This window comes from Escherichia sp. WS1450, assembly GCF_046487395.1.
Classification (GTDB): domain Bacteria; phylum Pseudomonadota; class Gammaproteobacteria; order Enterobacterales; family Enterobacteriaceae; genus Escherichia; species Escherichia coli.
In genome coordinates, this window is the sequence record NZ_JBJQJO010000013.1 from 49498 (window position 1) to 70354 (window position 20857).

A 20857-nucleotide genomic window follows, 5' to 3' on the forward strand; every position below is an offset into this window, starting at 1 on the left:
GCTAACATCCTTATAGCCACTCTGTAGTATTAATTAAACTTCTTTCAGTTTTGCGGTGAAGTGACGCAATACTTTTGGTTCGTAGGTAAAGGTTAACCCTTTAATATTCGCCGCGTTCTCTTTCACATGTTTAAAGGCTTCAATAATGAAGTCCATATGTGTTTGAGTATATGTTGCGCGCGGAATGGTTAAACGCAGCAGTTCAGCCGGGCATGGCAGTTGTTTACCGGTTTTCGGATCGCGGCCTAACAGGAAAGAACCAATTTCTACCGCGCGGATACCGGCGACTTTATACAGCTCACAGGCCAGCGCCTGTGCCGGGAACTGGTCTGCCGGGATATGCGGCAGCAGTTTACCGGCATCAACGAATGCCGCGTGACCGCCCGCCTGCTGGCAGACAACGCCAATCTCTTCCAGACCATCGACCAGATACTGTACCTGCGCGATACGATAAGCCAGCCAGTCCAGATTCATGCCGTCATACAGACCTACCGCCAGACGCTCCATCGCGCCGCCTTCCAGACCACCATATGTCGGGAAGCCTTCCTGCACCACACAAAGGGTTCTGCATTCGGTGTACACATCAAAGAAGCTGTCGTCTTTCATGCACAGCAAGCCGCCCATCGGCACCATCGCATCTTTCTTGGCGGACATCGCCAGCATATCGGCATATTTGTAGGTTTCGCGGGTGATCTGCTCGATGGTCCAGTCTTTATATTCTGCTTCACGCTGCTTGATGAAATAGGCGTTTTCAGCAAAGCGTGCGGAGTCCATTACCACCGGAATATCGTATTTCTTCGCGATGCTGTACATCGCTTTTAAGTTTGCCAGTGAAACCGGCTGACCGCCTGCGGAGTTACTGGTGATGGTTGCAACGATATACGGCACGTTATTCGGGCCAACTTCTTCAATGCCGCGCTCTAATCCTTCGAGGTCAAAGTTGCCTTTAAAGTCGTAACGCACGCCCGTATCGAAGGCTTCTTTGATATAGACGTTACGCACGGTACAGCCGTTAATCTGGCTATGGCCCTGCGTGGTATCAAAGAAATAGTTAGAGAATGCCACCATTTTGCTGCGATCCAGGCCTTTTTCCTGCTCGCGTTTTTTAATCAGTACCGGAATATAAATTTGCTCTGCGCCACGGCCCTGGTGAGTCGGAATGGTGTATTGATAACCAAAGATATTTTTCACTGACTCGGCTAACGCATAGTAGCTGCGGCTGCCGCTGTAGGCTTCGTCGCCGCGCATCATCGCGGCCTGCATGCTCTGCGTCACCGCCCCGGTGCCGCTGTCGGTCAGTAAATCGATAAACACATCTTCGCTATCCAGCAGGAACGGGTTCATACCGGATTTAATAATTGCTTCTTCACGATAAGCACGAGTGGTACGTTTTACTGGCTCAATAACACGAATGCGGAACGGTTCAGGGAGATGTTTAAAGTTTTCCATTACATAATCCTTCATTTATTTTAATTACAGTGATCCCTGTGAATATTACATCTGCAATATCCATTAATTCGCCAGATATATATGCAAGCACCATCATTTACTAAAACAAGTAAATAAACGAGAGATGGCCTTTGCAAAAGGCAAAATTAAGATATAGCAAACAAATAGATCACATTGAATCTAATCGGTTTGGCTCTGGTGATGGCTACAGAAGGGCAAATCAAGGGCGATGATCGACAATCTTGTTGTCAATATTGAACCATTTTGAGGTCACACATATATGTAAGATATTCATAATGCACTTATCCTCGAAAGACACGAGGCTACAGTATAATACTCAAGAAATTTGTCTATTCTGAAATTGTTTAAATGTGAATCGAATCACAATTAGATATTGGATGTGTTTGTGATAGCTGCCCCATGCAAAATATTAGCAAAAACACATGAATGGATAAATTTTTTAATTTTTATCATTATTGTTGAAGGTGATGGCATTGATTATAGGGGTTCCATTACAAGGAGCAGTTTCCCTCGTTGACGTCGCGGTTTACTCACTTCATTACCAGGTTGATGACCTGATGGGGTAATGACGTAAAAAGACAAATAACTCTATAAATGAGCGAAATTTGATAGTTGGTTTTTAAATAGTAACCTTATTATTACTACAACTTTCATATGAATGAGGGGAAAGAAAATGGTTGATAACGTAACTGTTGGCAGTGTATGTGCACAATCTCCTTCTTTCATGCCTGAGTTGGATGGAGGAAAAAATAAAACTCAATTAATCGTTGACGATATAGTGGCGTATCTTAAAAATCCTTCAGTTTATTCGTTTGAAAAAGAAGGTCCGTTAAATCATTTTTTTAATAATTGTAGCGAGATTGAACCATGGGTTTTAATTGGTGGTGGACTTATTATTATTGTCTCCACATCTGAGCAAGACCCTGAAAGTCTGATTGTAACTGTGGGGGATATTGAAGGAAAGTATGCTACACAGATTCCCGTACCACCTGCGCTTACAACATCCCTCAAAGATATTTTTATTCGCCCTCATACGAACGCAGATGATGAGAGTTTTACTAAAGAGCAGAAAAAAGCTAATAGTAAATATGATATTGTAGATTATAACTGTAAGGTTTATTTTAATGAAAAACCAGAAGATTTAGTCGTGTGCAGGCATATTTCGCTGCAGTATTGTATAGATTCAATGAATGAAAATACAGGTAAAGTTCCATTGAAGGAATGCTATTCAACTCCAGAAGGGATACAGCAACATTTTCCATACGAGCTTGATCAGCAATTTGATAATCTAATAAACAATCCACCACCAGGTACATGCGTCGTTGCCAGTGACAAGTTCGGGGAGATATTATCTGTCTTCTTTCACAGAATGGAAAAAGAGAAGTTAACGCATATGGCGGCAATCGTTAAATCTCAAAAACACGCTATGGCCGTCCGCTTGAGGATAAAACAAACGCCTGCCGGCGAAACTGAATATGTTGTATCCTTTTATGATCCTAATGCAACCAATACTGCAGTACGCTATAAAGCAAAAAACTGTGATTCTTTTGGGTCATTACAATCATTTATAAATATTGAGTTGGCGAATATAAAATGGGTAAAAACAGAGATTTGCTCCGAGTGTGTAGGCATAATTCCTTATCTCCCTCGAGAGCAGGCCCATTTATTAAGTGGTATAGACAATGAATTGCAACCACCATTATCACCATCAGCATTATATCTATTAATGCAAATGGGGACGTATGAAAATATTGTTCTTTTTTTCGATAAGTTAAGAAATTCCCAAGAAATGACAGTATCAAAGGTTCTTGAGATTCTTGCTGCTAAAGGACCAGGGGGAACATATGGGTTATGTATGTCACTGCAACACGATAATCTTAATAAGATTAATGAATATATAACAAATTTAAAAGAGTTGGCCAGAAAATTTAACTTTAGCCGGGAAGACCTGGAAACTCTACTCCTTGCGAAAGATAACCGTGGTGTGAGCGCGATTTCTGTAGCTTTATCAAAAAATAAAAAAGAAAGTGTCAAGGTATTGTTCTTGGCGATAGATGACTTTGAGAAAGAGTTTGGAGTAAATAAAAATGAAATACTTCGTAGTGTAGGAAAAGAAATAGACTCAATTTATGATTTAAATAGCGCTATTAGAACCAATGATTATAATGTTGTTAATATATTGCTAGCCAATATAAAAGCCAAAATGTTTAAAAATGAAATAAATAAAGAAGATATATTGAAACTGATGGCTGCAAGAGAAAAATGGACGGGGGAGTCAGACAAATGGACGAAGGCATCAGGCTTATATTCTGCGATAGTGAAAGGGTATACGGAGATTGTTGCTGCCTGGATGGAGACAGCTGATGTGATAGCCAGCCATTATGAAAATGATAAAGATGTGGTGAGAGAACTACTGTCGCTGAGCAGAAATAATGCTGTCTGCTCTTTGCATATTGCAAGCTTTAAGAAAATGAGTAAACAGGTCATTGATGTATATCTGAGTGCAGCGATTCGCCTGGCGTTGAAACACGGGTTCTCTTTCGATGAAATTGTGGAGCAGTTTACCCGTGACTTTGATGGCAAGTCATTCTCTCATGTGGTAAATAACGGGGATGATATACATATGGGGCTCTGGCTGAAAATATTAAAAATTGTGGTTGGTGAAAATGAAAATTACCTTAAAGATGTGATGATGCAACTGGAAGAAAAGAATAATGAAGGTAAATCTGTAATAAGTCAGGCAAATGGCAATCCTGTACTTAAAGAACTATTCTGGAAAGCAGTAGACGAATTTAACTTTCCGCAAGAGGAGCTTAATAGGTTAAAGCAATATCGTTCTCTGTAAAGACAGGACTGCAAGGTGTTTAAAGTCGCTCCAGCCAGTAGCAAATGCAGTTTTGGTGCAGGATGCTCATAAAAAACAAGCGCTGTTCCGTTCTGATAGTTAGTTTCCCCAGAACGGAACAGTGCCCTTTATATCAATTTAGACGAGTTACTTACCAATACAGAAGCTGGAGAAAATCCGCCCCAGCAGGTCATCAGAAGTAAACTCCCCGGTGATTTCGCTTAAGTTCTGCTGTGCCAGGCGCAACTCTTCCGCCAGCAGTTCGCCTGCCCAGGCACCCAACAGTTGCGCTTTACCTTGCTGCAAATGCTCCGCTGCCTGTTCCAGCGCCTGTAAGTGGCGACGGCGCGCCAGGAAGCCGCCTTCCATGTTGGTGTCAAAGCCCATGCTCTGTTTGAGATGGTTACGCAGCACGTCCACGCCTTCGCCAGTCCTTGCCGAGAGACGAATCAACGCATGGCCGTTCACTTCACTCATTCCCAGCGTTTCGCCGGTTATATCGGCTTTATTGCGTACCACGGTGATCGGCAGTTTGGCGGGCAGACGGGCGATAAATTCCGGCCAGATCTCTGCCGGATCAACGGCGTCTGTCGTGGTGCCATCGACCATAAACAGCACGCGGTCGGCCTGTTCAATTTCCTGCCACGCGCGCTCGATACCAATACGTTCCACTTCGTCACTGGCTTCACGTAGCCCGGCGGTATCGATGATATGCAGCGGCATTCCGTCAATGTGGATATGCTCACGCAGCACGTCACGCGTGGTTCCGGCGATATCGGTTACGATTGCCGCTTCACGGCCCGCCAGCGCGTTTAACAGGCTCGATTTACCGGCGTTAGGACGTCCGGCAATCACCACCTTCATCCCTTCGCGCAACAAACTACCCTGACGTGCTTCAGCACGCACTGCATCAAGATCGGCAATCACGTCATTGAGCTGGGCTTCAATTTTGCCGTCGGAGAGGAAATCGATCTCTTCATCAGGGAAATCAATTGCCGCTTCGACGTAAATGCGCAAGTGGGTGAGGGCTTCCACCAGATGGTTGACCCGTGCGGAGAATGCGCCTTGCAGCGAGTTAAGTGCCGAACGGGCCGCCTGTTCCGAACTGGCGTCGATAAGATCCGCAATCGCCTCGGCCTGGGCTAAGTCGAGTTTATCGTTAAGAAACGCGCGTTCGGAAAACTCACCAGGGCGGGCAATCCGCAGGCCGGGAATGGTCAGAATGCGTTTTAACAGCAGGTCGAGGATCACCGGACCGCCATGACCCTGCAGTTCAAGCACATCTTCGCCGGTGAACGAGTTCGGGCCAGGGAACCATAGCGCAATCCCCTGATCGAGCACGCTGCCGTCGGCGTCTTTAAACGGAAGATAATCGGCGTAGCGCGGCTTAGGCAGTTTACCCAGCACGGTTTCGGCAACTTCACGGGCTTTGAGGCCGGAGATGCGCAGGATGCCAACGCCGCCACGTCCCGGAGGCGTGGCCTGGGCTACGATAGTGTCATTATCGCTCATGATGTTCCTGTTGCTTTGTGTGGCGGATACGCGGTGCTTATCCGCCCTACGAAAAGAAAAAAGGCGGTCAACTGACCGCCCTTATTTTAGCGAAAACTCACCGAATCAGGATTTTTTCTTCTCGCGGCTATGCAGGCCACGTTTTTCCAGACCACGGTAAATCAGCTGCTGCTGAATAATGGTTACCAGGTTGCTGACGATATAGTACAGCACCAGACCTGACGGGAACCACAGGAAGAACACGGTGAAGATGACCGGCATAAAGGTCATGATCTTCTGCTGCATCGGGTCGGTCACGGTGGTCGGCGACATCTTCTGAATGAAGAACATCGTTACGCCCATCAGGATCGGCAGGATGTAGTACGGGTCCTGTGCAGACAGGTCGTGGATCCACAGTGCAAACGGTGCCTGACGCAGTTCAACGGAACCCATCAGCATGTAGTACAACGCCAGGAAGATTGGCATCTGGATCAGCAGCGGGAAGCAGCCGCCCAGCGGGTTAACCTTCTCAGCTTTGTACAGCGCCATCATTTCCTGACTGATACGCTGTTTGTCATCGCCCAGACGCTCACGCATTGCCTGAATCTTCGGCTGCAGCATGCGCATCTTCGCCATGGAGGTGTACTGCGCTTTGGTCAGCGGGTACATGATGCCACGAACGATAAAGGTGATGATGATAATGGAGAAGCCCCAGTTACCCACAAAGCTATGGATCCATTTCAGCAGTTTGAACAGCGGCTGAGAGATGAACCACAACCAACCGTAATCAACGGTCAGATCCAGGTGCGGAGCAACAGCTGCCATTTTGTCCTGGATTTCCGGGCCAACCCACAGGGTGCTGTTCATCGCGCCAGTCTGACCAGGCTGAACCAGTACCGGCTGAGATTTATAGCCGATAGCGGCGATGCCGTTACCCAGATTAGCGGTATAGAAGTTATTGGTACCGTCGTTATGCGGGATCCACGCCGTCGCGAAATACTGTTGCAGCATCGCCACCCAACCACCTTTCGAAGAGATGTTCAGGTTTTCGTTATCGGCAATGGTATCGAACTTGTATTTCTCGTACTTCTCGTCAGGCGTGGAGTACGCCGCGCCGCGGAAGGTGTGCAGTGCGAAGTTGCTGCTTCCGGTATCGAGATGCGGTGGCAGAGTGATGGATTGCTTCAACTGACCAAAGGTGGAGATCTCCAGCGGTTTCTCGCCAGCGTTCTGCACGTTGTAGTTGACGTTGACAGCGTAATCACCACGTTTCAGGACAAACGTTTTGGTAAACGTGTTGCCTGCCGCGTCGGTATACGTCATCGGCACCTGCAGTTCGTTTTGACCTTCAGCCAGCACATAAGCGTCTTTTTCAACGTTATACAGCGGACGCGGGCCGTTAGCCGGATTATCCGGGCCATCACGACCGGTCAGACCGCTCTGTGCCTGATAAATAAACAGCGGTGAAGTTTCCAGCAGCTGGAACGGCTGGGTAGAGTTCAGCTCTTTCGGGTAAGCAGGCAGCAGAGCTTGCTCAACATCACCACCACGGGTGTTGATGGTCAGATCAAGCACGTCGGTCTTAACCGAGATCAGTTTCCCCTGGCCACTGGCCGGTACGCCCTGGTCGGCGGCGCTACCCGCTGCGGTGGTCGTTGTCTGCGTGGTCTGTTGGGCCTGAGGTTGCGGGTTTTTATCCTGCTCCCAGGCTTGCCAGATCATGAAAGACACGAACAGCAAAGCGATGACTAAAAGATTGCGTTGCGAATCCATCGTTAGTGTTCTCTGGTATCAAATGGTCCGGGCGGGACGGGATCGTCACCACCAGGGTGTAAAGGGTGGCATTTTAATACGCGTTTCACCGTCAACCAACTGCCTTTTATCACTCCAAACCTGCGCAATGCCTCAATTCCGTAGCTTGAACAGGTTGGAGTGAAACGACAATGCGGCCCGAGTAGCGGACTAATCAGGCGTTGATAGACCCGAATGAGGGCTATCAGGACCCGCGAGCCAGGCGACAGTGGCGGCGCCATAATTTTTCCAACGCTTCCGAGAGAGCACGGTTATCGAGGTCGGCAACCCCTTTTTTCGCCACCACCACGAAATCCATAGCCGGGAGTTCATGTTGGCGCAGACGGAAGCTTTCACGCGTCAGACGTTTAATCCGATTGCGTTCATGGGCGCGTCGAACGTTTTTCTTGGCGACTGTAAGACCGATACGGGGATGCCCCAGCGAATTCAGGCGGCCGAGAATGGTAATTTGCGGCGTGCCAGCCCGTTGTGGCTGCTGGAAGACGAATGTGAATTGACTGGGAGTTAACAAGCGTAACTCCCTGGGAAATGCGAGCTTAACCACTCAGGGGTTAGCTTTATTACTTAGAAACGGTCAGACGAGCGCGGCCTTTAGCACGACGACGTGCCAGAACCTGACGACCATTTTTAGTAGCCATACGAGCACGGAAGCCGTGAGAACGGTTGCGCTTCAGTACAGACGGTTGAAAAGTGCGTTTCATGGCGATTTCTACCTAAACTTGAATAAATTCAATGGCTTTATTGGATATCCGCCGAAAAATGAAACGATGGACACCGAAGCCATGGGTGATTAAAGAGGCCGGATTGTAATAATTGTACACTCCGGAGTCAATTCTCTTTCCTTATTTACCGCGCTTTTCCGCACCTTTTCGCAGGGAAAATGTACGACCTCACACCAGTGAAAACCAGCATGGCGCGCCGGGTGGAGGATTATACGGGCTGACGGGTAAAGCGCAAGGATCGTCCTGGATCTTTATTAGATCGATTAAGCCAATTTTTGTCTATGGTCATTAAATTTTCCAATATGCGGCGTAAATCGTGCCCGCCTCGCGGCAGGATCGTTTACACTTAGCGAGTTCTGGAAAGTCCTGTGGATAAATCGGGAAAATCTGTGAGAAACAGAAGATCTCTTGCGCAGTTTAGGCTATGATCCGCGGTCCCGATCGTTTTGCAGGATCTTGATCGGGCATATAACCGCAGACAGCGGTTCGTGCGTCACCCTCATGCAGGGTCTTTTCGACGTACGTCAACAATCATGAATGTTTCAGCCTTAGTCATTATCGACTTTTGTTCGAGTGGAGTCCGCCGTGTCACTTTCGCTTTGGCAGCAGTGTCTTGCCCGATTGCAGGATGAGTTACCAGCCACAGAATTCAGTATGTGGATACGCCCATTGCAGGCGGAACTGAGCGATAACACGCTGGCCCTGTACGCGCCAAATCGTTTTGTCCTCGATTGGGTACGGGACAAGTACCTTAATAATATCAATGGACTGCTAACCAGTTTCTGCGGAGCGGATGCCCCACAGCTGCGTTTTGAAGTCGGCACCAAACCGGTGACGCAAACGCCACAAGCGGCAGTGACGAGCAACGTCGCGGCCCCTGCACAGGTGGCGCAAACGCAGCCGCAACGTGCTGCGCCTTCTACGCGCTCAGGTTGGGATAACGTCCCGGCCCCGGCAGAACCGACCTATCGTTCTAACGTAAACGTCAAACACACGTTTGATAACTTCGTTGAAGGTAAATCTAACCAACTGGCGCGCGCGGCGGCTCGCCAGGTGGCAGATAACCCTGGCGGTGCTTATAACCCGTTGTTCCTTTATGGCGGCACGGGTCTGGGTAAAACTCACCTGCTGCATGCGGTGGGTAACGGCATTATGGCGCGCAAGCCGAATGCCAAAGTGGTTTATATGCACTCCGAGCGCTTTGTTCAGGACATGGTTAAAGCCCTGCAAAACAACGCGATCGAAGAGTTTAAACGCTACTACCGTTCCGTAGATGCACTGCTGATCGACGATATTCAGTTTTTTGCTAATAAAGAACGATCTCAGGAAGAGTTTTTCCACACCTTCAACGCCCTGCTGGAAGGTAATCAACAGATCATTCTCACCTCGGATCGCTATCCGAAAGAGATCAACGGCGTTGAGGATCGTTTGAAATCCCGCTTCGGCTGGGGGCTGACTGTGGCGATCGAACCGCCAGAGCTGGAAACCCGCGTGGCGATCCTGATGAAAAAGGCCGACGAAAACGACATTCGTTTGCCGGGCGAAGTGGCGTTCTTTATCGCCAAGCGTCTACGATCTAACGTACGTGAGCTGGAAGGCGCGCTGAACCGCGTTATTGCTAACGCTAACTTTACCGGACGGGCGATCACCATCGACTTCGTGCGTGAGGCGCTGCGCGACTTGCTGGCATTGCAGGAAAAACTGGTCACCATCGACAATATTCAGAAGACGGTGGCGGAGTACTACAAGATCAAAGTCGCGGATCTCCTTTCCAAGCGTCGATCCCGCTCGGTGGCGCGTCCGCGCCAGATGGCGATGGCGCTGGCGAAAGAGCTGACTAACCACAGTCTGCCGGAGATTGGCGATGCGTTTGGTGGTCGTGACCACACGACGGTGCTTCATGCCTGCCGGAAGATCGAGCAGTTGCGTGAAGAGAGCCACGATATCAAAGAAGATTTTTCAAATTTAATCAGAACATTGTCATCGTAAACCTATGAAATTTACCGTAGAACGTGAGCATTTATTAAAACCGCTACAACAGGTGAGCGGTCCGTTAGGTGGTCGTCCTACGCTACCGATTCTCGGTAATCTGCTGTTACAGGTTGCTGACGGTACGTTGTCGCTGACCGGTACTGATCTCGAGATGGAAATGGTGGCACGCGTTGCGCTGGTTCAGCCACACGAGCCAGGGGCGACGACCGTTCCAGCGCGCAAATTCTTTGATATCTGCCGTGGTCTGCCTGAAGGCGCGGAAATTGCCGTGCAGCTGGAAGGTGAGCGGATGCTGGTGCGCTCCGGGCGTAGCCGTTTTTCGCTGTCTACCCTGCCAGCGGCGGATTTCCCGAATCTCGATGACTGGCAGAGCGAAGTCGAATTTACCCTGCCGCAGGCGACGATGAAGCGTCTGATTGAAGCGACCCAGTTTTCTATGGCGCATCAGGACGTTCGCTATTACTTAAACGGTATGCTGTTTGAAACCGAAGGTGAAGAACTGCGCACCGTGGCGACCGACGGCCACCGTCTGGCAGTCTGTTCAATGCCAATTGGTCAATCTTTGCCAAGCCATTCGGTGATCGTGCCGCGTAAAGGCGTGATTGAACTGATGCGTATGCTCGACGGCGGCGACAATCCGCTGCGCGTGCAGATTGGCAGCAACAACATTCGCGCCCACGTTGGCGACTTTATCTTCACCTCGAAACTGGTGGATGGTCGCTTCCCGGATTACCGTCGCGTTCTGCCGAAAAACCCAGACAAGCATCTGGAAGCAGGCTGCGATTTACTCAAGCAGGCGTTTGCTCGCGCGGCAATTCTCTCTAACGAGAAATTCCGCGGCGTACGTCTGTATGTCAGCGAAAACCAGCTGAAAATCACCGCCAACAACCCGGAACAGGAAGAAGCGGAAGAGATCCTCGACGTTACCTATAGCGGTGCGGAGATGGAAATCGGCTTCAACGTCAGCTATGTGCTGGATGTTCTGAACGCGCTGAAATGTGAAAACGTCCGCATGATGCTGACCGATTCGGTTTCCAGCGTGCAGATTGAAGATGCCGCATCACAGTCGGCTGCCTATGTTGTCATGCCAATGAGACTGTAATGTCCCTCACCCGCTTGTTGATCCGCGATTTCCGCAATATCGAAACCGCGGATCTCGCTTTATCTCCCGGCTTTAACTTTCTGGTAGGTGCCAACGGCAGTGGCAAAACCAGCGTGCTGGAAGCCATCTATACGCTCGGCCATGGTCGGGCGTTTCGCAGTTTGCAGATTGGTCGCGTCATTCGCCACGAGCAGGAGGCGTTTGTTCTCCACGGGCGATTACAGGGCGAAGAGCGCGAGACGGCGATTGGCTTAACCAAAGACAAACAGGGCGACAGCAAAGTCCGCATCGACGGTACAGACGGGCATAAGGTCGCGGAACTGGCGCACCTGATGCCAATGCAGTTGATAACGCCAGAAGGGTTTACTTTACTCAACGGCGGCCCCAAATACAGAAGAGCATTCCTCGACTGGGGATGCTTTCACAACGAACCTGGATTTTTCACCGCCTGGAGCAATCTCAAGCGATTGCTCAAGCAGCGCAATGCGGCGCTGCGCCAGGTGACACGTTACGAACAGCTACGCCCGTGGGATAAAGAACTGATCCCGCTGGCGGAGCAAATCAGTACCTGGCGCGCGGAGTATAGCGCCGGTATCGCGGCCGATATGGCTGATACCTGTAAGCAATTTCTCCCTGAGTTTTCTCTGACTTTCTCTTTCCAGCGCGGCTGGGAGAAAGAGACAGAATATGCTGAGGTGCTGGAACGTAATTTTGAACGCGATCGCCAGCTAACCTACACCGCGCATGGCCCGCACAAAGCGGACTTACGCATTCGCGCCGACGGTGCGCCGGTGGAAGATACCTTATCGCGTGGGCAGCTTAAGCTGTTGATGTGCGCCTTACGTCTGGCGCAAGGAGAGTTCCTCACCCGGGAAAGCGGGCGGCGGTGTCTCTACCTGATAGATGATTTTGCCTCTGAGCTTGATGATGAACGTCGCGGGCTGCTTGCCAGTCGCTTAAAAGCGACGCAATCACAGGTCTTTGTCAGCGCGATCAGTGCTGAACACGTTATAGACATGTCGGACGAAAATTCGAAGATGTTTACCGTGGAAAAGGGTAAAATAACGGATTAACCCAAGTATAAATGAGCGAGAAACGTTGATGTCGAATTCTTATGACTCCTCCAGTATCAAAGTCCTGAAAGGGCTGGATGCGGTGCGTAAGCGCCCGGGTATGTATATCGGCGACACGGATGACGGCACCGGTCTGCACCACATGGTATTCGAGGTGGTAGATAACGCTATCGACGAAGCGCTCGCGGGTCACTGTAAAGAAATTATCGTCACCATTCACGCCGATAACTCTGTCTCTGTACAGGACGACGGGCGCGGCATTCCGACCGGTATTCACCCGGAAGAGGGCGTATCGGCGGCGGAAGTGATCATGACCGTTCTGCACGCAGGCGGTAAATTTGACGATAACTCCTATAAAGTGTCCGGCGGTCTGCACGGCGTTGGTGTTTCGGTAGTAAACGCCCTGTCGCAAAAACTGGAGCTGGTTATCCAGCGCGAGGGTAAAATTCACCGTCAGATCTACGAACACGGTGTACCGCAGGCCCCGCTGGCGGTTACCGGCGAGACTGAAAAAACCGGCACCATGGTGCGTTTCTGGCCTAGCCTCGAAACCTTCACCAATGTGACCGAGTTCGAATATGAAATTCTGGCGAAACGTCTGCGTGAGTTGTCGTTCCTCAACTCCGGCGTTTCCATTCGTCTGCGCGACAAGCGTGACGGCAAAGAAGACCACTTCCACTATGAAGGCGGCATCAAAGCGTTCGTTGAATATCTGAACAAGAACAAAACGCCGATCCACCCAAATATCTTCTACTTCTCCACCGAAAAAGATGGTATTGGCGTTGAAGTGGCGTTGCAGTGGAACGATGGCTTCCAGGAAAACATCTACTGCTTTACCAACAACATTCCGCAGCGTGACGGCGGTACTCACCTGGCAGGCTTCCGTGCGGCGATGACCCGTACCCTGAACGCCTACATGGACAAAGAAGGCTACAGCAAAAAAGCCAAAGTCAGCGCCACCGGTGACGATGCGCGTGAAGGCCTGATTGCGGTCGTTTCCGTGAAAGTGCCGGACCCGAAATTCTCCTCCCAGACCAAAGACAAACTGGTTTCTTCTGAGGTGAAATCGGCGGTTGAACAGCAGATGAACGAACTGCTGGCGGAATACCTGCTGGAAAACCCAACTGACGCGAAAATCGTGGTTGGCAAAATTATCGATGCTGCCCGTGCCCGTGAAGCGGCGCGTCGCGCGCGTGAAATGACCCGCCGTAAAGGTGCGCTCGACTTAGCGGGCCTGCCGGGCAAACTGGCAGACTGCCAGGAACGCGATCCGGCGCTCTCTGAACTGTACCTGGTGGAAGGGGACTCCGCGGGCGGCTCTGCGAAGCAGGGGCGTAACCGCAAGAACCAGGCGATTCTGCCGCTGAAGGGTAAAATCCTCAACGTCGAGAAAGCGCGCTTCGATAAGATGCTCTCTTCCCAGGAAGTGGCGACGCTTATCACCGCGCTTGGTTGTGGTATCGGTCGTGACGAGTACAACCCGGACAAACTGCGTTATCACAGCATCATCATCATGACCGATGCGGACGTCGACGGCTCGCACATTCGTACGCTGCTGTTGACCTTCTTCTATCGTCAGATGCCGGAAATCGTTGAACGCGGTCACGTCTACATCGCTCAGCCGCCGCTGTACAAAGTGAAGAAAGGCAAGCAGGAACAGTACATTAAAGACGACGAAGCGATGGATCAGTACCAGATCTCTATCGCGCTGGACGGCGCAACGCTGCACACCAACGCCAGTGCACCGGCATTGGCTGGCGAAGCGTTAGAGAAACTGGTATCTGAGTACAACGCGACGCAGAAAATGATCAATCGTATGGAGCGTCGTTATCCGAAAGCAATGCTGAAAGAGCTTATCTATCAGCCGACGTTGACGGAAGCTGACCTCTCTGATGAGCAGACCGTTACCCGCTGGGTGAACGCGCTGGTCAGCGAACTGAACGACAAAGAACAGCACGGCAGCCAGTGGAAGTTTGATGTCCACACCAATGCCGAACAAAACCTGTTCGAGCCGATTGTTCGCGTGCGTACCCACGGTGTGGATACTGACTATCCGCTGGATCACGAGTTTATCACCGGTGGCGAATATCGTCGTATCTGCACGCTGGGTGAGAAACTGCGTGGTCTGCTGGAAGACGATGCGTTTATCGAACGTGGCGAACGTCGTCAGCCGGTAGCCAGCTTCGAGCAGGCGCTGGACTGGCTGGTGAAAGAGTCCCGTCGCGGCCTCTCCATCCAGCGTTATAAAGGTCTGGGCGAGATGAACCCGGAACAGTTGTGGGAAACCACCATGGACCCGGAAAGCCGTCGTATGCTGCGCGTTACCGTTAAAGATGCGATTGCTGCCGACCAGTTGTTCACCACGCTGATGGGCGACGCCGTTGAACCGCGCCGTGCGTTTATTGAAGAGAACGCTCTGAAAGCGGCGAATATCGATATTTAATGACGTTAACAATGCGAGCGTGCCTGATGCGCTACGCTTATCAGGCCTACGAGACTCCTGCAATATATTGAATTTGCATGATTTTGTAGGCCTGATCAGACGTTAACGCCGCATCCGGCAAGAAGCTATAAGAAAAGGGCGGAGATCATCTTCGCCCTTTTTATTTCTGCAATCCGCAATTATCATCCCGCAGATCTATACTTTTTGAGTCAACACGTAACGCTTTACAGGTGATTATCATGGGGCTTTTTGATGAAGTTGTCGGTGCCTTTCTGAAAGGCGATGCGGGGAAATATCAGGCCATTTTGAGCTGGGTTGAGGAGCAGGGCGGCATTCAGGTGCTGCTGGAAAAACTGCAAAGTGGCGGTTTAGGTGCCATTCTCTCAACCTGGCTGAGTAATCAACAGGGCAATCAATCGGTTAGCGGCGAGCAACTGGAATCGGCGCTCGGCACAAATGCGGTGTCCGATCTCGGGTAAAAACTGGGCGTGGATACCAGTACGGCTTCCAGTTTACTGGCAGAACAATTGCCGAAGATTATTGATGCACTCTCACCGCAAGGTGAAGTGTCACCACAAGCCAATAACGATCTGCTTTCCGCAGGCATGGAACTGCTGAAAGGGAAACTCTTCCGCTAAGCAAATGGGGAGCACGCAACGCGCGTTGCATCCCCCTTTTCCCCAGGGTGTTGTACTGATTTTTGAGCGGAATCGCGTTAGCATGGGTCAGGAACCAATCTACCTGGGGAACTCATGGCTATCAAACTCATTGCTATCGATATGGATGGCACCCTTCTGCTGCCCGATCACACCATTTCACCCGCCGTTAAAAATGCGATTGCCGCAGCTCGCGCCCGTGGCGTAAATGTCGTGCTGACGACGGGCCGCCCTTATGCAGGTGTTCATAATTACCTGAAAGAGCTGCACATGGAACAGCCGGGCGACTACTGCATTACTTATAACGGCGCGCTGGTACAGAAGGCCGCCGATGGTAGCACTGTGGCGCAAACCGCTTTGAGCTATGACGACTACCGTTTCCTGGAAAAACTCTCCCGCGAAGTCGGTTCTCATTTCCACGCGCTGGACCGCACCACGCTGTACACCGCAAATCGTGATATCAGCTACTACACGGTGCATGAATCTTTCGTTGCCACCATTCCGCTGGTGTTCTGCGAAGCGGAGAAAATGGACCCCAATACCCAGTTCCTGAAAGTGATGATGATTGATGAACCTGCCATCCTCGACCAGGCCATCGCGCGTATTCCGCAGGAAGTGAAAGAAAAATACACCGTGCTGAAAAGTGCGCCGTACTTCCTCGAAATCCTCGATAAACGCGTTAACAAAGGTACGGGTGTGAAATCACTGGCCGACGTGTTAGGTATTAAACCGGAAGAAATCATGGCGATTGGCGATCAGGAAAACGACATTGCAATGATTGAATATGCAGGCGTCGGTGTGGCAATGGATAATGCTATTCCTTCGGTGAAAGAAGTGGCGAACTTTGTCACCAAATCCAACCTTGAAGATGGCGTGGCATTTGCTATTGAGAAGTATGTGCTGAATTAATCAGTGAACGGGCAAACGGCATGAATGCGTTTGCCCGCAGCGATTAACAATTTCTGGTCGTGCATAAAATCAGGAACTGGAGTGGTGACGTTACTATATCCAGCGTAAGAGTGACTGGCAGCAGCGCATTAACGAGGCCGCGCGGGACGCCATCTGTTGCTTTGTATTCATAAAATCCCACCGTAAAGGGTTGATGGAAAACCATCACGTTTGAGTAATCCGCTTTTTTATTTTTCTGGTGGATTGAGCCTTTCAAACCGTCCAGCATCCATGTACAACGCCGGGTATCACAAATAAAACCATATTGTGTTGCCAGTGCCTTATCTTCTTCGTTGTTCCAGTCGTAATAGAGCGTAATAGCACCAGAGAATTTCTTATTACTGCTGCTTAAAATAAATTTCGCGTTATCAGAAACGGTGATTCTTTCACCATGAATTGCCGGATCGTTCAGCATTTTAACCACCTCACCGCCGCCGGTGGTCAACAGATAGTCCAACGATTCACCAACAAAAACATAGCCTTTCGTACCGTTACTGTCTTCAGCCAGCGATAAACCCTTAATCGTGTCTGACCGCCATTGCTCGGCATGTGGACGGCTTGCAGTATTGGAAACCAATCCCCAGGTGATACATCCGGTCAACGCAAATGCCAAAGAACACAAACCGGCAGCCTTAAAAAATCCCTTAAAATTCAACTTCATGATTAATCCTTTAAACGAGTAGCTAAGCCGTTGAAAGCATACTCTTCTTTCCCTCCTGTTTAGCGCCTGACATCCCTTTTCAGATTTCTGCCCGACGCATGTCATTTTTTTATGCATTGTTCTTTTTGTGATCTAAATTGTAGTACAACAATATAAGTTTGTACTACATTACACACACAGCAAACGCGAACGTCATCACGCTGGTACTACAAAGTTGCCGCGTTATGCATCGATCGGGGTAAAGTAGAGAAGAACATACAGAGCACAAGGACTCTCCATGACTCTCAATAAAACCGATCGCATCGTCATTACGCTGGGCAAACAGATCGTTCACGGCAAATACGTGCCAGGCTCGCCGCTTCCGGCTGAGGCGGAACTCTGTGAGGAGTTTGCAACCTCGCGCAACATCATCCGTGAGGTGTTCCGCTCGCTGATGGCGAAGCGGATGATTGAAATGAAACGTTATCGCGGCGCGTTTGTGGCACCGCGTAACCAGTGGAATTACCTCGACACTGACGTACTGCAATGGGTGCTGGAAAACGACTACGACCCACGGCTTATCAGTGCCATGAGCGAAGTGCGAAATCTGGTGGAACCGGCGATTGCCCGTTGGGCGGCAGAACGCGCGACTTCCAGCGATCTGGCGCAGATTGAATCGGCGCTGAACGAGATGATTGCCAACAATCAGGACCGCGAAGCGTTTAACGAAGCGGATATTCGCTACCACGAGGCGGTGCTGCAGTCGGTGCATAACCCGGTGTTACAGCAACTTAGCATTGCGATCAGTTCGCTGCAGCGGGCGGTTTTTGAACGAACCTGGATGGGCGATGAGGCCAACATGCCGCAAACGCTCCAGGAACATAAGGCGCTGTTCGATGCAATACGGCATCAGGACGGCGATGCGGCAGAGCAGGCGGCGCTTACCATGATCGCCAGCTCGACACGAAGGTTAAAGGAAATCACATGACAGCTCGCTACATCGCAATTGACTGGGGATCGACCAATCTGCGCGCCTGGCTTTATCAGGGCGACCACTGCCTGGACAGCAGGCAATCAGAAGCAGGCGTCACGCGCCTGAACGGAAAATCTCCGGCTGCGGTGTTAGCAGAAGTGACGACCGACTGGCATGAAGAGAATACGCCAGTGGTGATGGCAGGAATGGTCGGCAGCAATGTCGGCTGGAAAGTTGCACCGTATTTATCCGTTCCTGCCCGTTTTTCGTCTATTGGCGAACAATTAACGTCTGTTGGCGACAATATCTGGATTATTCCCGGATTATGCGTCTCTCATGACGATAACCATAATGTGATGCGCGGCGAGGAAACACAATTGATCGGCGCGCGCACTTTGGCTCCTTCCTCTCTTTATGTTATGCCCGGAACCCATTGCAAATGGGTGCAGGCCGATAGCCAGCAAATCAACGATTTTCGCACCGTGATGACCGGTGAATTACATCATTTACTGTTAAATCACTCATTGATTGGCGCAGGTTTGCCGCCGCAGGAAAACTCTGCCGATGCCTTCGCGGCTGGCCTTGAGCGTGGCCTTAATGCTCCCGCCATATTGCCGCAGCTTTTTGAAGTTCGCGCCTCGCATGTGCTGGGAACACTTCCCCGCGAACAGGTCAGTGAATTTCTCTCTGGTTTGTTGATTGGCGCAGAGGTTGCCAGTATGCGCGACTATGTGACCCATCAACACGCCATCACCCTTGTCGCCGGAACATCGCTGACCGCGCGCTACCAGCAAGCCTTTCAGGCGATGGGTTGCGACGTGGCGACGGTGGCGGGCGACACGGCATTTCAGGCTGGTATAAGGAGCATCGCTCATGCAGTGGCAAACTAAACTCCCGCTGATCGCCATTTTGCGCGGCATTACGCCCGACGAGGCGCTGGCGCATGTTGGCGCGGTGATTGACGCCGGGTTCGACGCGGTTGAAATCCCGCTGAATTCCCCACAATGGGAGCAGAGCATTCCCGCCATCGTTGATGCGTATGGCGACAAGGCGTTGATTGGCGCAGGTACGGTACTGAAACCTGAACAGGTCGATGTGCTCGCCAGGATGGGCTGCCAGCTCATCGTTACGCCCAATATCCATAGTGAAGTGATCCGCCGTGCGGTGGGCTACGGCATGACCGTTTGCCCCGGCTGCGCGACGGCGACCGAAGCCTTTACCGCGCTCGACGCGGGTGCGCAGGCGCTGAAAATATTCCCGTCATCGGCTTTTGGTCCGCAATACATCAAAGCGTTAAAAGCGGTATTACCACCGGACATCGCAGTCTTTGCCGTTGGCGGCGTGACGCCAGAAAACCTGGCGCAGTGGATAGACGCAGGTTGTGCAGGGGCAGGCTTAGGCAGCGATCTCTATCGCGCCGGGCAGTCCGTAGAACGCACCGCGCAGCAGGCAGCAGCATTTGTTAAGGCGTATCGAGAGGCAGTGCAATGAAAATCACCAAAATTACCACGTATCGTTTACCTCCCCGCTGGATGTTCCTGAAAATTGAAACCGATGAAGGCGTGGTCGGCTGGGGCGAGCCCGTGATTGAAGGCCGCGCCCGTACGGTGGAAGCGGCAGTTCACGAGCTGGGTGACTATTTGATTGGTCAGGATCCATCGCGCATCAATGACTTATGGCAAGTGATGTATCGCGCCGGATTTTATCGTGGCGGTCCAATCCTGATGAGCGCCATCGCCGGGATCGACCAGGCGTTATGGGATATCAAAGGCAAAGTGCTGAATGCGCCGGTCTGGCAACTGATGGGCGGCCTGGTTCGCGACAAAATTAAAGCCTACAGTTGGGTCGGCGGCGATCGTCCGGCGGATGTTATCGACGGCATTAAAACCCTGCGCGAAATCGGCTTCGATACCTTCAAACTGAACGGTTGTGAAGAACTGGGGCTAATTGATAACTCCCGCGCGGTAGATGCGGCAGTCAACACCGTGGCACAAATTCGTGAAGCTTTTGGCAATCAGATTGAGTTTGGTCTTGATTTCCACGGTCGCGTCAGCGCGCCGATGGCGAAAGTGCTGATTAAAGAACTGGAGCCGTATCGCCCACTGTTTATTGAAGAACCGGTGCTGGCGGAACAAGCCGAATACTACCCGAAACTGGCGGCACAAACGCATATTCCACTGGCGGCGGGTGAGCGCATGTTCTCACGCTTCGATTTTAAACGCGTGCTGGAAGCTGGCGGTATTTCGATTCTGCAACCGGATCTCTCCCACGCGGGCGGTATTACCGAATGCTACAAAATTGCCGGAATGGCAGAAGCCTATGACGTGACCCTTGCGCCGCACTGTCCGCTCGGACCGATTGCACTGGCGGCTTGCCTGCATATCGACTTTGTTTCCTATAACGCCGTACTTCAGGAACAAAGTATGGGCATTCATTACAACAAAGGCGCGGAGTTACTCGACTTTGTGAAAAACAAAGAAGACTTCAGCATGGTCGGCGGTTTCTTTAAACCATTAACGAAACCGGGCTTAGGCGTGGAAATCGACGAAGCTAAAGTTATTGAGTTCAGTAAAAATGCCCCGGACTGGCGTAATCCGCTCTGGCGTCATGAAGATAACAGCGTAGCAGAGTGGTAATTCCTGCCACGTAAGCCCCTCATCGGGCACTAAAACAGCAATACAAAAATATAA

General features: G+C 50.7%; 19 protein-coding genes and 1 pseudogene. 11 read left to right on the plus strand and 9 right to left on the minus strand.

Annotated features, from left to right (window positions below; translation table 11 throughout):
• Window positions 1–33: 33 nt before the first annotated feature.
• Window positions 34–1449: a tryptophanase gene (gene tnaA, locus ACJHYR_RS16245; protein ID WP_001295247.1), complete on the minus strand. Its 1416-nt coding sequence runs from the start codon at window positions 1447–1449 to the stop codon at window positions 34–36.
• A gap of 220 nt (window positions 1450–1669) precedes the next feature.
• A complete protein-coding gene (gene tnaC / locus ACJHYR_RS16250; RefSeq protein ID WP_001364348.1) occupies window positions 1670–1744 on the minus strand; it encodes a tryptophanase leader peptide in 75 nt (24 codons plus the stop codon).
• A 399-nt stretch (window positions 1745–2143) separates the two neighbouring features.
• Between tnaC and ACJHYR_RS16255 the strand changes: the two genes are divergently transcribed.
• A complete protein-coding gene (locus ACJHYR_RS16255) occupies window positions 2144–4315 on the plus strand; it encodes a ShET2/EspL2 family type III secretion system effector toxin (RefSeq protein WP_059327806.1) in 2172 nt (723 codons plus the stop codon).
• A gap of 147 nt (window positions 4316–4462) precedes the next feature.
• Here ACJHYR_RS16255 and mnmE read toward each other — a convergent pair whose 3' ends face one another.
• From mnmE to ACJHYR_RS16285, 6 genes are all read right to left on the minus strand, one after another.
• Window positions 4463–5827: a tRNA uridine-5-carboxymethylaminomethyl(34) synthesis GTPase MnmE gene (gene mnmE / locus ACJHYR_RS16260; protein WP_001282361.1), complete on the minus strand. Its 1365-nt coding sequence runs from the start codon at window positions 5825–5827 to the stop codon at window positions 4463–4465.
• Between the two features lie 105 nt (window positions 5828–5932).
• Window positions 5933–7579 carry a membrane protein insertase YidC gene (yidC, locus tag ACJHYR_RS16265; protein ID WP_059327805.1) on the minus strand — a complete coding sequence of 549 codons (1647 nt, stop codon included), beginning with the start codon at window positions 7577–7579 and terminating at the stop codon, window positions 5933–5935.
• A 2-nt stretch (window positions 7580–7581) separates the two neighbouring features.
• Window positions 7582–7839, minus strand: coding sequence for a membrane protein insertion efficiency factor YidD (gene yidD / locus ACJHYR_RS16270; protein ID WP_001307474.1), 258 nt, complete (start codon window positions 7837–7839; stop codon window positions 7582–7584).
• Entirely contained in the window at window positions 7803–8162 is a 360-nt protein-coding gene (rnpA, locus tag ACJHYR_RS16275; protein WP_000239730.1) for a ribonuclease P protein component, read from the minus strand. Before rnpA ends, yidD begins: the two co-directional genes overlap by 37 nt.
• Window positions 8163–8178: 16 nt before the next feature.
• A complete protein-coding gene (gene rpmH, locus ACJHYR_RS16280; protein ID WP_000831330.1) occupies window positions 8179–8319 on the minus strand; it encodes a 50S ribosomal protein L34 in 141 nt (46 codons plus the stop codon).
• Window positions 8320–8548: 229 nt separating this feature from the next.
• Entirely contained in the window at window positions 8549–8629 is an 81-nt protein-coding gene (locus tag ACJHYR_RS16285) for a hypothetical protein (RefSeq protein ID WP_122134670.1), read from the minus strand.
• A gap of 296 nt (window positions 8630–8925) precedes the next feature.
• On the opposite strand from ACJHYR_RS16285, the gene dnaA reads away from it, so the two are divergent.
• From dnaA to yidA, 6 genes and pseudogenes are all read left to right on the plus strand, one after another.
• On the plus strand, window positions 8926–10329 hold the full coding sequence (gene dnaA / locus ACJHYR_RS16290; protein ID WP_000059111.1) for a chromosomal replication initiator protein DnaA: 1404 nt from the start codon (window positions 8926–8928) through the stop codon (window positions 10327–10329).
• A gap of 4 nt (window positions 10330–10333) precedes the next feature.
• Window positions 10334–11434, plus strand: coding sequence for a DNA polymerase III subunit beta (gene dnaN / locus ACJHYR_RS16295; RefSeq protein ID WP_000673464.1), 1101 nt, complete (start codon window positions 10334–10336; stop codon window positions 11432–11434).
• The gene (gene recF / locus ACJHYR_RS16300; RefSeq protein WP_000060112.1) at window positions 11434–12507 is read left to right on the plus strand and encodes a DNA replication/repair protein RecF; all 1074 of its coding nucleotides are present in this window, start codon (window positions 11434–11436) and stop codon (window positions 12505–12507) included. The genes dnaN and recF overlap by 1 nt, the downstream gene beginning before the upstream one ends.
• Window positions 12508–12535: 28 nt before the next feature.
• Window positions 12536–14950 (plus strand): DNA topoisomerase (ATP-hydrolyzing) subunit B, encoded by a 2415-nt coding sequence (gene gyrB / locus ACJHYR_RS16305; RefSeq protein WP_000072065.1) that lies wholly within the window; start codon window positions 12536–12538, stop codon window positions 14948–14950.
• 239 nt (window positions 14951–15189) lie between these two features.
• A pseudogene (locus ACJHYR_RS16310) lies at window positions 15190–15588 on the plus strand (YidB family protein).
• Between the two features lie 114 nt (window positions 15589–15702).
• Entirely contained in the window at window positions 15703–16515 is an 813-nt protein-coding gene (yidA, locus tag ACJHYR_RS16315) for a sugar-phosphatase (protein ID WP_000985549.1), read from the plus strand.
• Between the two features lie 43 nt (window positions 16516–16558).
• Here yidA and ACJHYR_RS16320 read toward each other — a convergent pair whose 3' ends face one another.
• Entirely contained in the window at window positions 16559–17215 is a 657-nt protein-coding gene (locus tag ACJHYR_RS16320; RefSeq protein WP_000772928.1) for a hypothetical protein, read from the minus strand.
• Between the two features lie 277 nt (window positions 17216–17492).
• Between ACJHYR_RS16320 and dgoR the strand changes: the two genes are divergently transcribed.
• From dgoR to dgoD, 4 genes are read left to right on the plus strand one after another with little or no spacing between them, the layout of a single operon-like run.
• A complete protein-coding gene (gene dgoR / locus ACJHYR_RS16325; protein WP_072837524.1) occupies window positions 17493–18182 on the plus strand; it encodes a D-galactonate utilization transcriptional regulator DgoR in 690 nt (229 codons plus the stop codon).
• Entirely contained in the window at window positions 18179–19057 is an 879-nt protein-coding gene (gene dgoK / locus ACJHYR_RS16330; protein WP_000127048.1) for a 2-dehydro-3-deoxygalactonokinase, read from the plus strand. The genes dgoR and dgoK overlap by 4 nt, the downstream gene beginning before the upstream one ends.
• Window positions 19041–19658 carry a 2-dehydro-3-deoxy-6-phosphogalactonate aldolase gene (gene dgoA / locus ACJHYR_RS16335; RefSeq protein WP_001198727.1) on the plus strand — a complete coding sequence of 206 codons (618 nt, stop codon included), beginning with the start codon at window positions 19041–19043 and terminating at the stop codon, window positions 19656–19658. The genes dgoK and dgoA overlap by 17 nt, the downstream gene beginning before the upstream one ends.
• Window positions 19655–20803 (plus strand): galactonate dehydratase, encoded by a 1149-nt coding sequence (gene dgoD, locus ACJHYR_RS16340; protein ID WP_000705001.1) that lies wholly within the window; start codon window positions 19655–19657, stop codon window positions 20801–20803. Before dgoA ends, dgoD begins: the two co-directional genes overlap by 4 nt.
• Window positions 20804–20857: the final 54 nt, after the last annotated feature.

What these genes read in the sequence shown, in the direction of transcription:
- yidC (WP_059327805.1), bottom strand. Translation starts at nt 7,579, where the DNA reads ATGGATTCGCAACGCAATCTTTTAGTCATCGCTTTGCTGTTCGTGTCT.
- dgoD (WP_000705001.1), top strand. Translation starts at nt 19,655, where the DNA reads ATGAAAATCACCAAAATTACCACGTATCGTTTACCTCCCCGCTGGATG.
- yidA (WP_000985549.1), top strand. Translation starts at nt 15,703, where the DNA reads ATGGCTATCAAACTCATTGCTATCGATATGGATGGCACCCTTCTGCTG.
- mnmE (WP_001282361.1), bottom strand. Translation starts at nt 5,827, where the DNA reads ATGAGCGATAATGACACTATCGTAGCCCAGGCCACGCCTCCGGGACGT.
- dgoK (WP_000127048.1), top strand. Translation starts at nt 18,179, where the DNA reads ATGACAGCTCGCTACATCGCAATTGACTGGGGATCGACCAATCTGCGC.
- ACJHYR_RS16255 (WP_059327806.1), top strand. Translation starts at nt 2,144, where the DNA reads ATGGTTGATAACGTAACTGTTGGCAGTGTATGTGCACAATCTCCTTCT.
- tnaA (WP_001295247.1), bottom strand. Translation starts at nt 1,449, where the DNA reads ATGGAAAACTTTAAACATCTCCCTGAACCGTTCCGCATTCGTGTTATT.
- ACJHYR_RS16320 (WP_000772928.1), bottom strand. Translation starts at nt 17,215, where the DNA reads ATGAAGTTGAATTTTAAGGGATTTTTTAAGGCTGCCGGTTTGTGTTCT.
- gyrB (WP_000072065.1), top strand. Translation starts at nt 12,536, where the DNA reads ATGTCGAATTCTTATGACTCCTCCAGTATCAAAGTCCTGAAAGGGCTG.
- recF (WP_000060112.1), top strand. Translation starts at nt 11,434, where the DNA reads ATGTCCCTCACCCGCTTGTTGATCCGCGATTTCCGCAATATCGAAACC.
- dnaN (WP_000673464.1), top strand. Translation starts at nt 10,334, where the DNA reads ATGAAATTTACCGTAGAACGTGAGCATTTATTAAAACCGCTACAACAG.
- yidD (WP_001307474.1), bottom strand. Translation starts at nt 7,839, where the DNA reads ATGGCGCCGCCACTGTCGCCTGGCTCGCGGGTCCTGATAGCCCTCATT.
- rpmH (WP_000831330.1), bottom strand. Translation starts at nt 8,319, where the DNA reads ATGAAACGCACTTTTCAACCGTCTGTACTGAAGCGCAACCGTTCTCAC.
- dgoR (WP_072837524.1), top strand. Translation starts at nt 17,493, where the DNA reads ATGACTCTCAATAAAACCGATCGCATCGTCATTACGCTGGGCAAACAG.
- ACJHYR_RS16285 (WP_122134670.1), bottom strand. Translation starts at nt 8,629, where the DNA reads ATGACCATAGACAAAAATTGGCTTAATCGATCTAATAAAGATCCAGGA.
- dgoA (WP_001198727.1), top strand. Translation starts at nt 19,041, where the DNA reads ATGCAGTGGCAAACTAAACTCCCGCTGATCGCCATTTTGCGCGGCATT.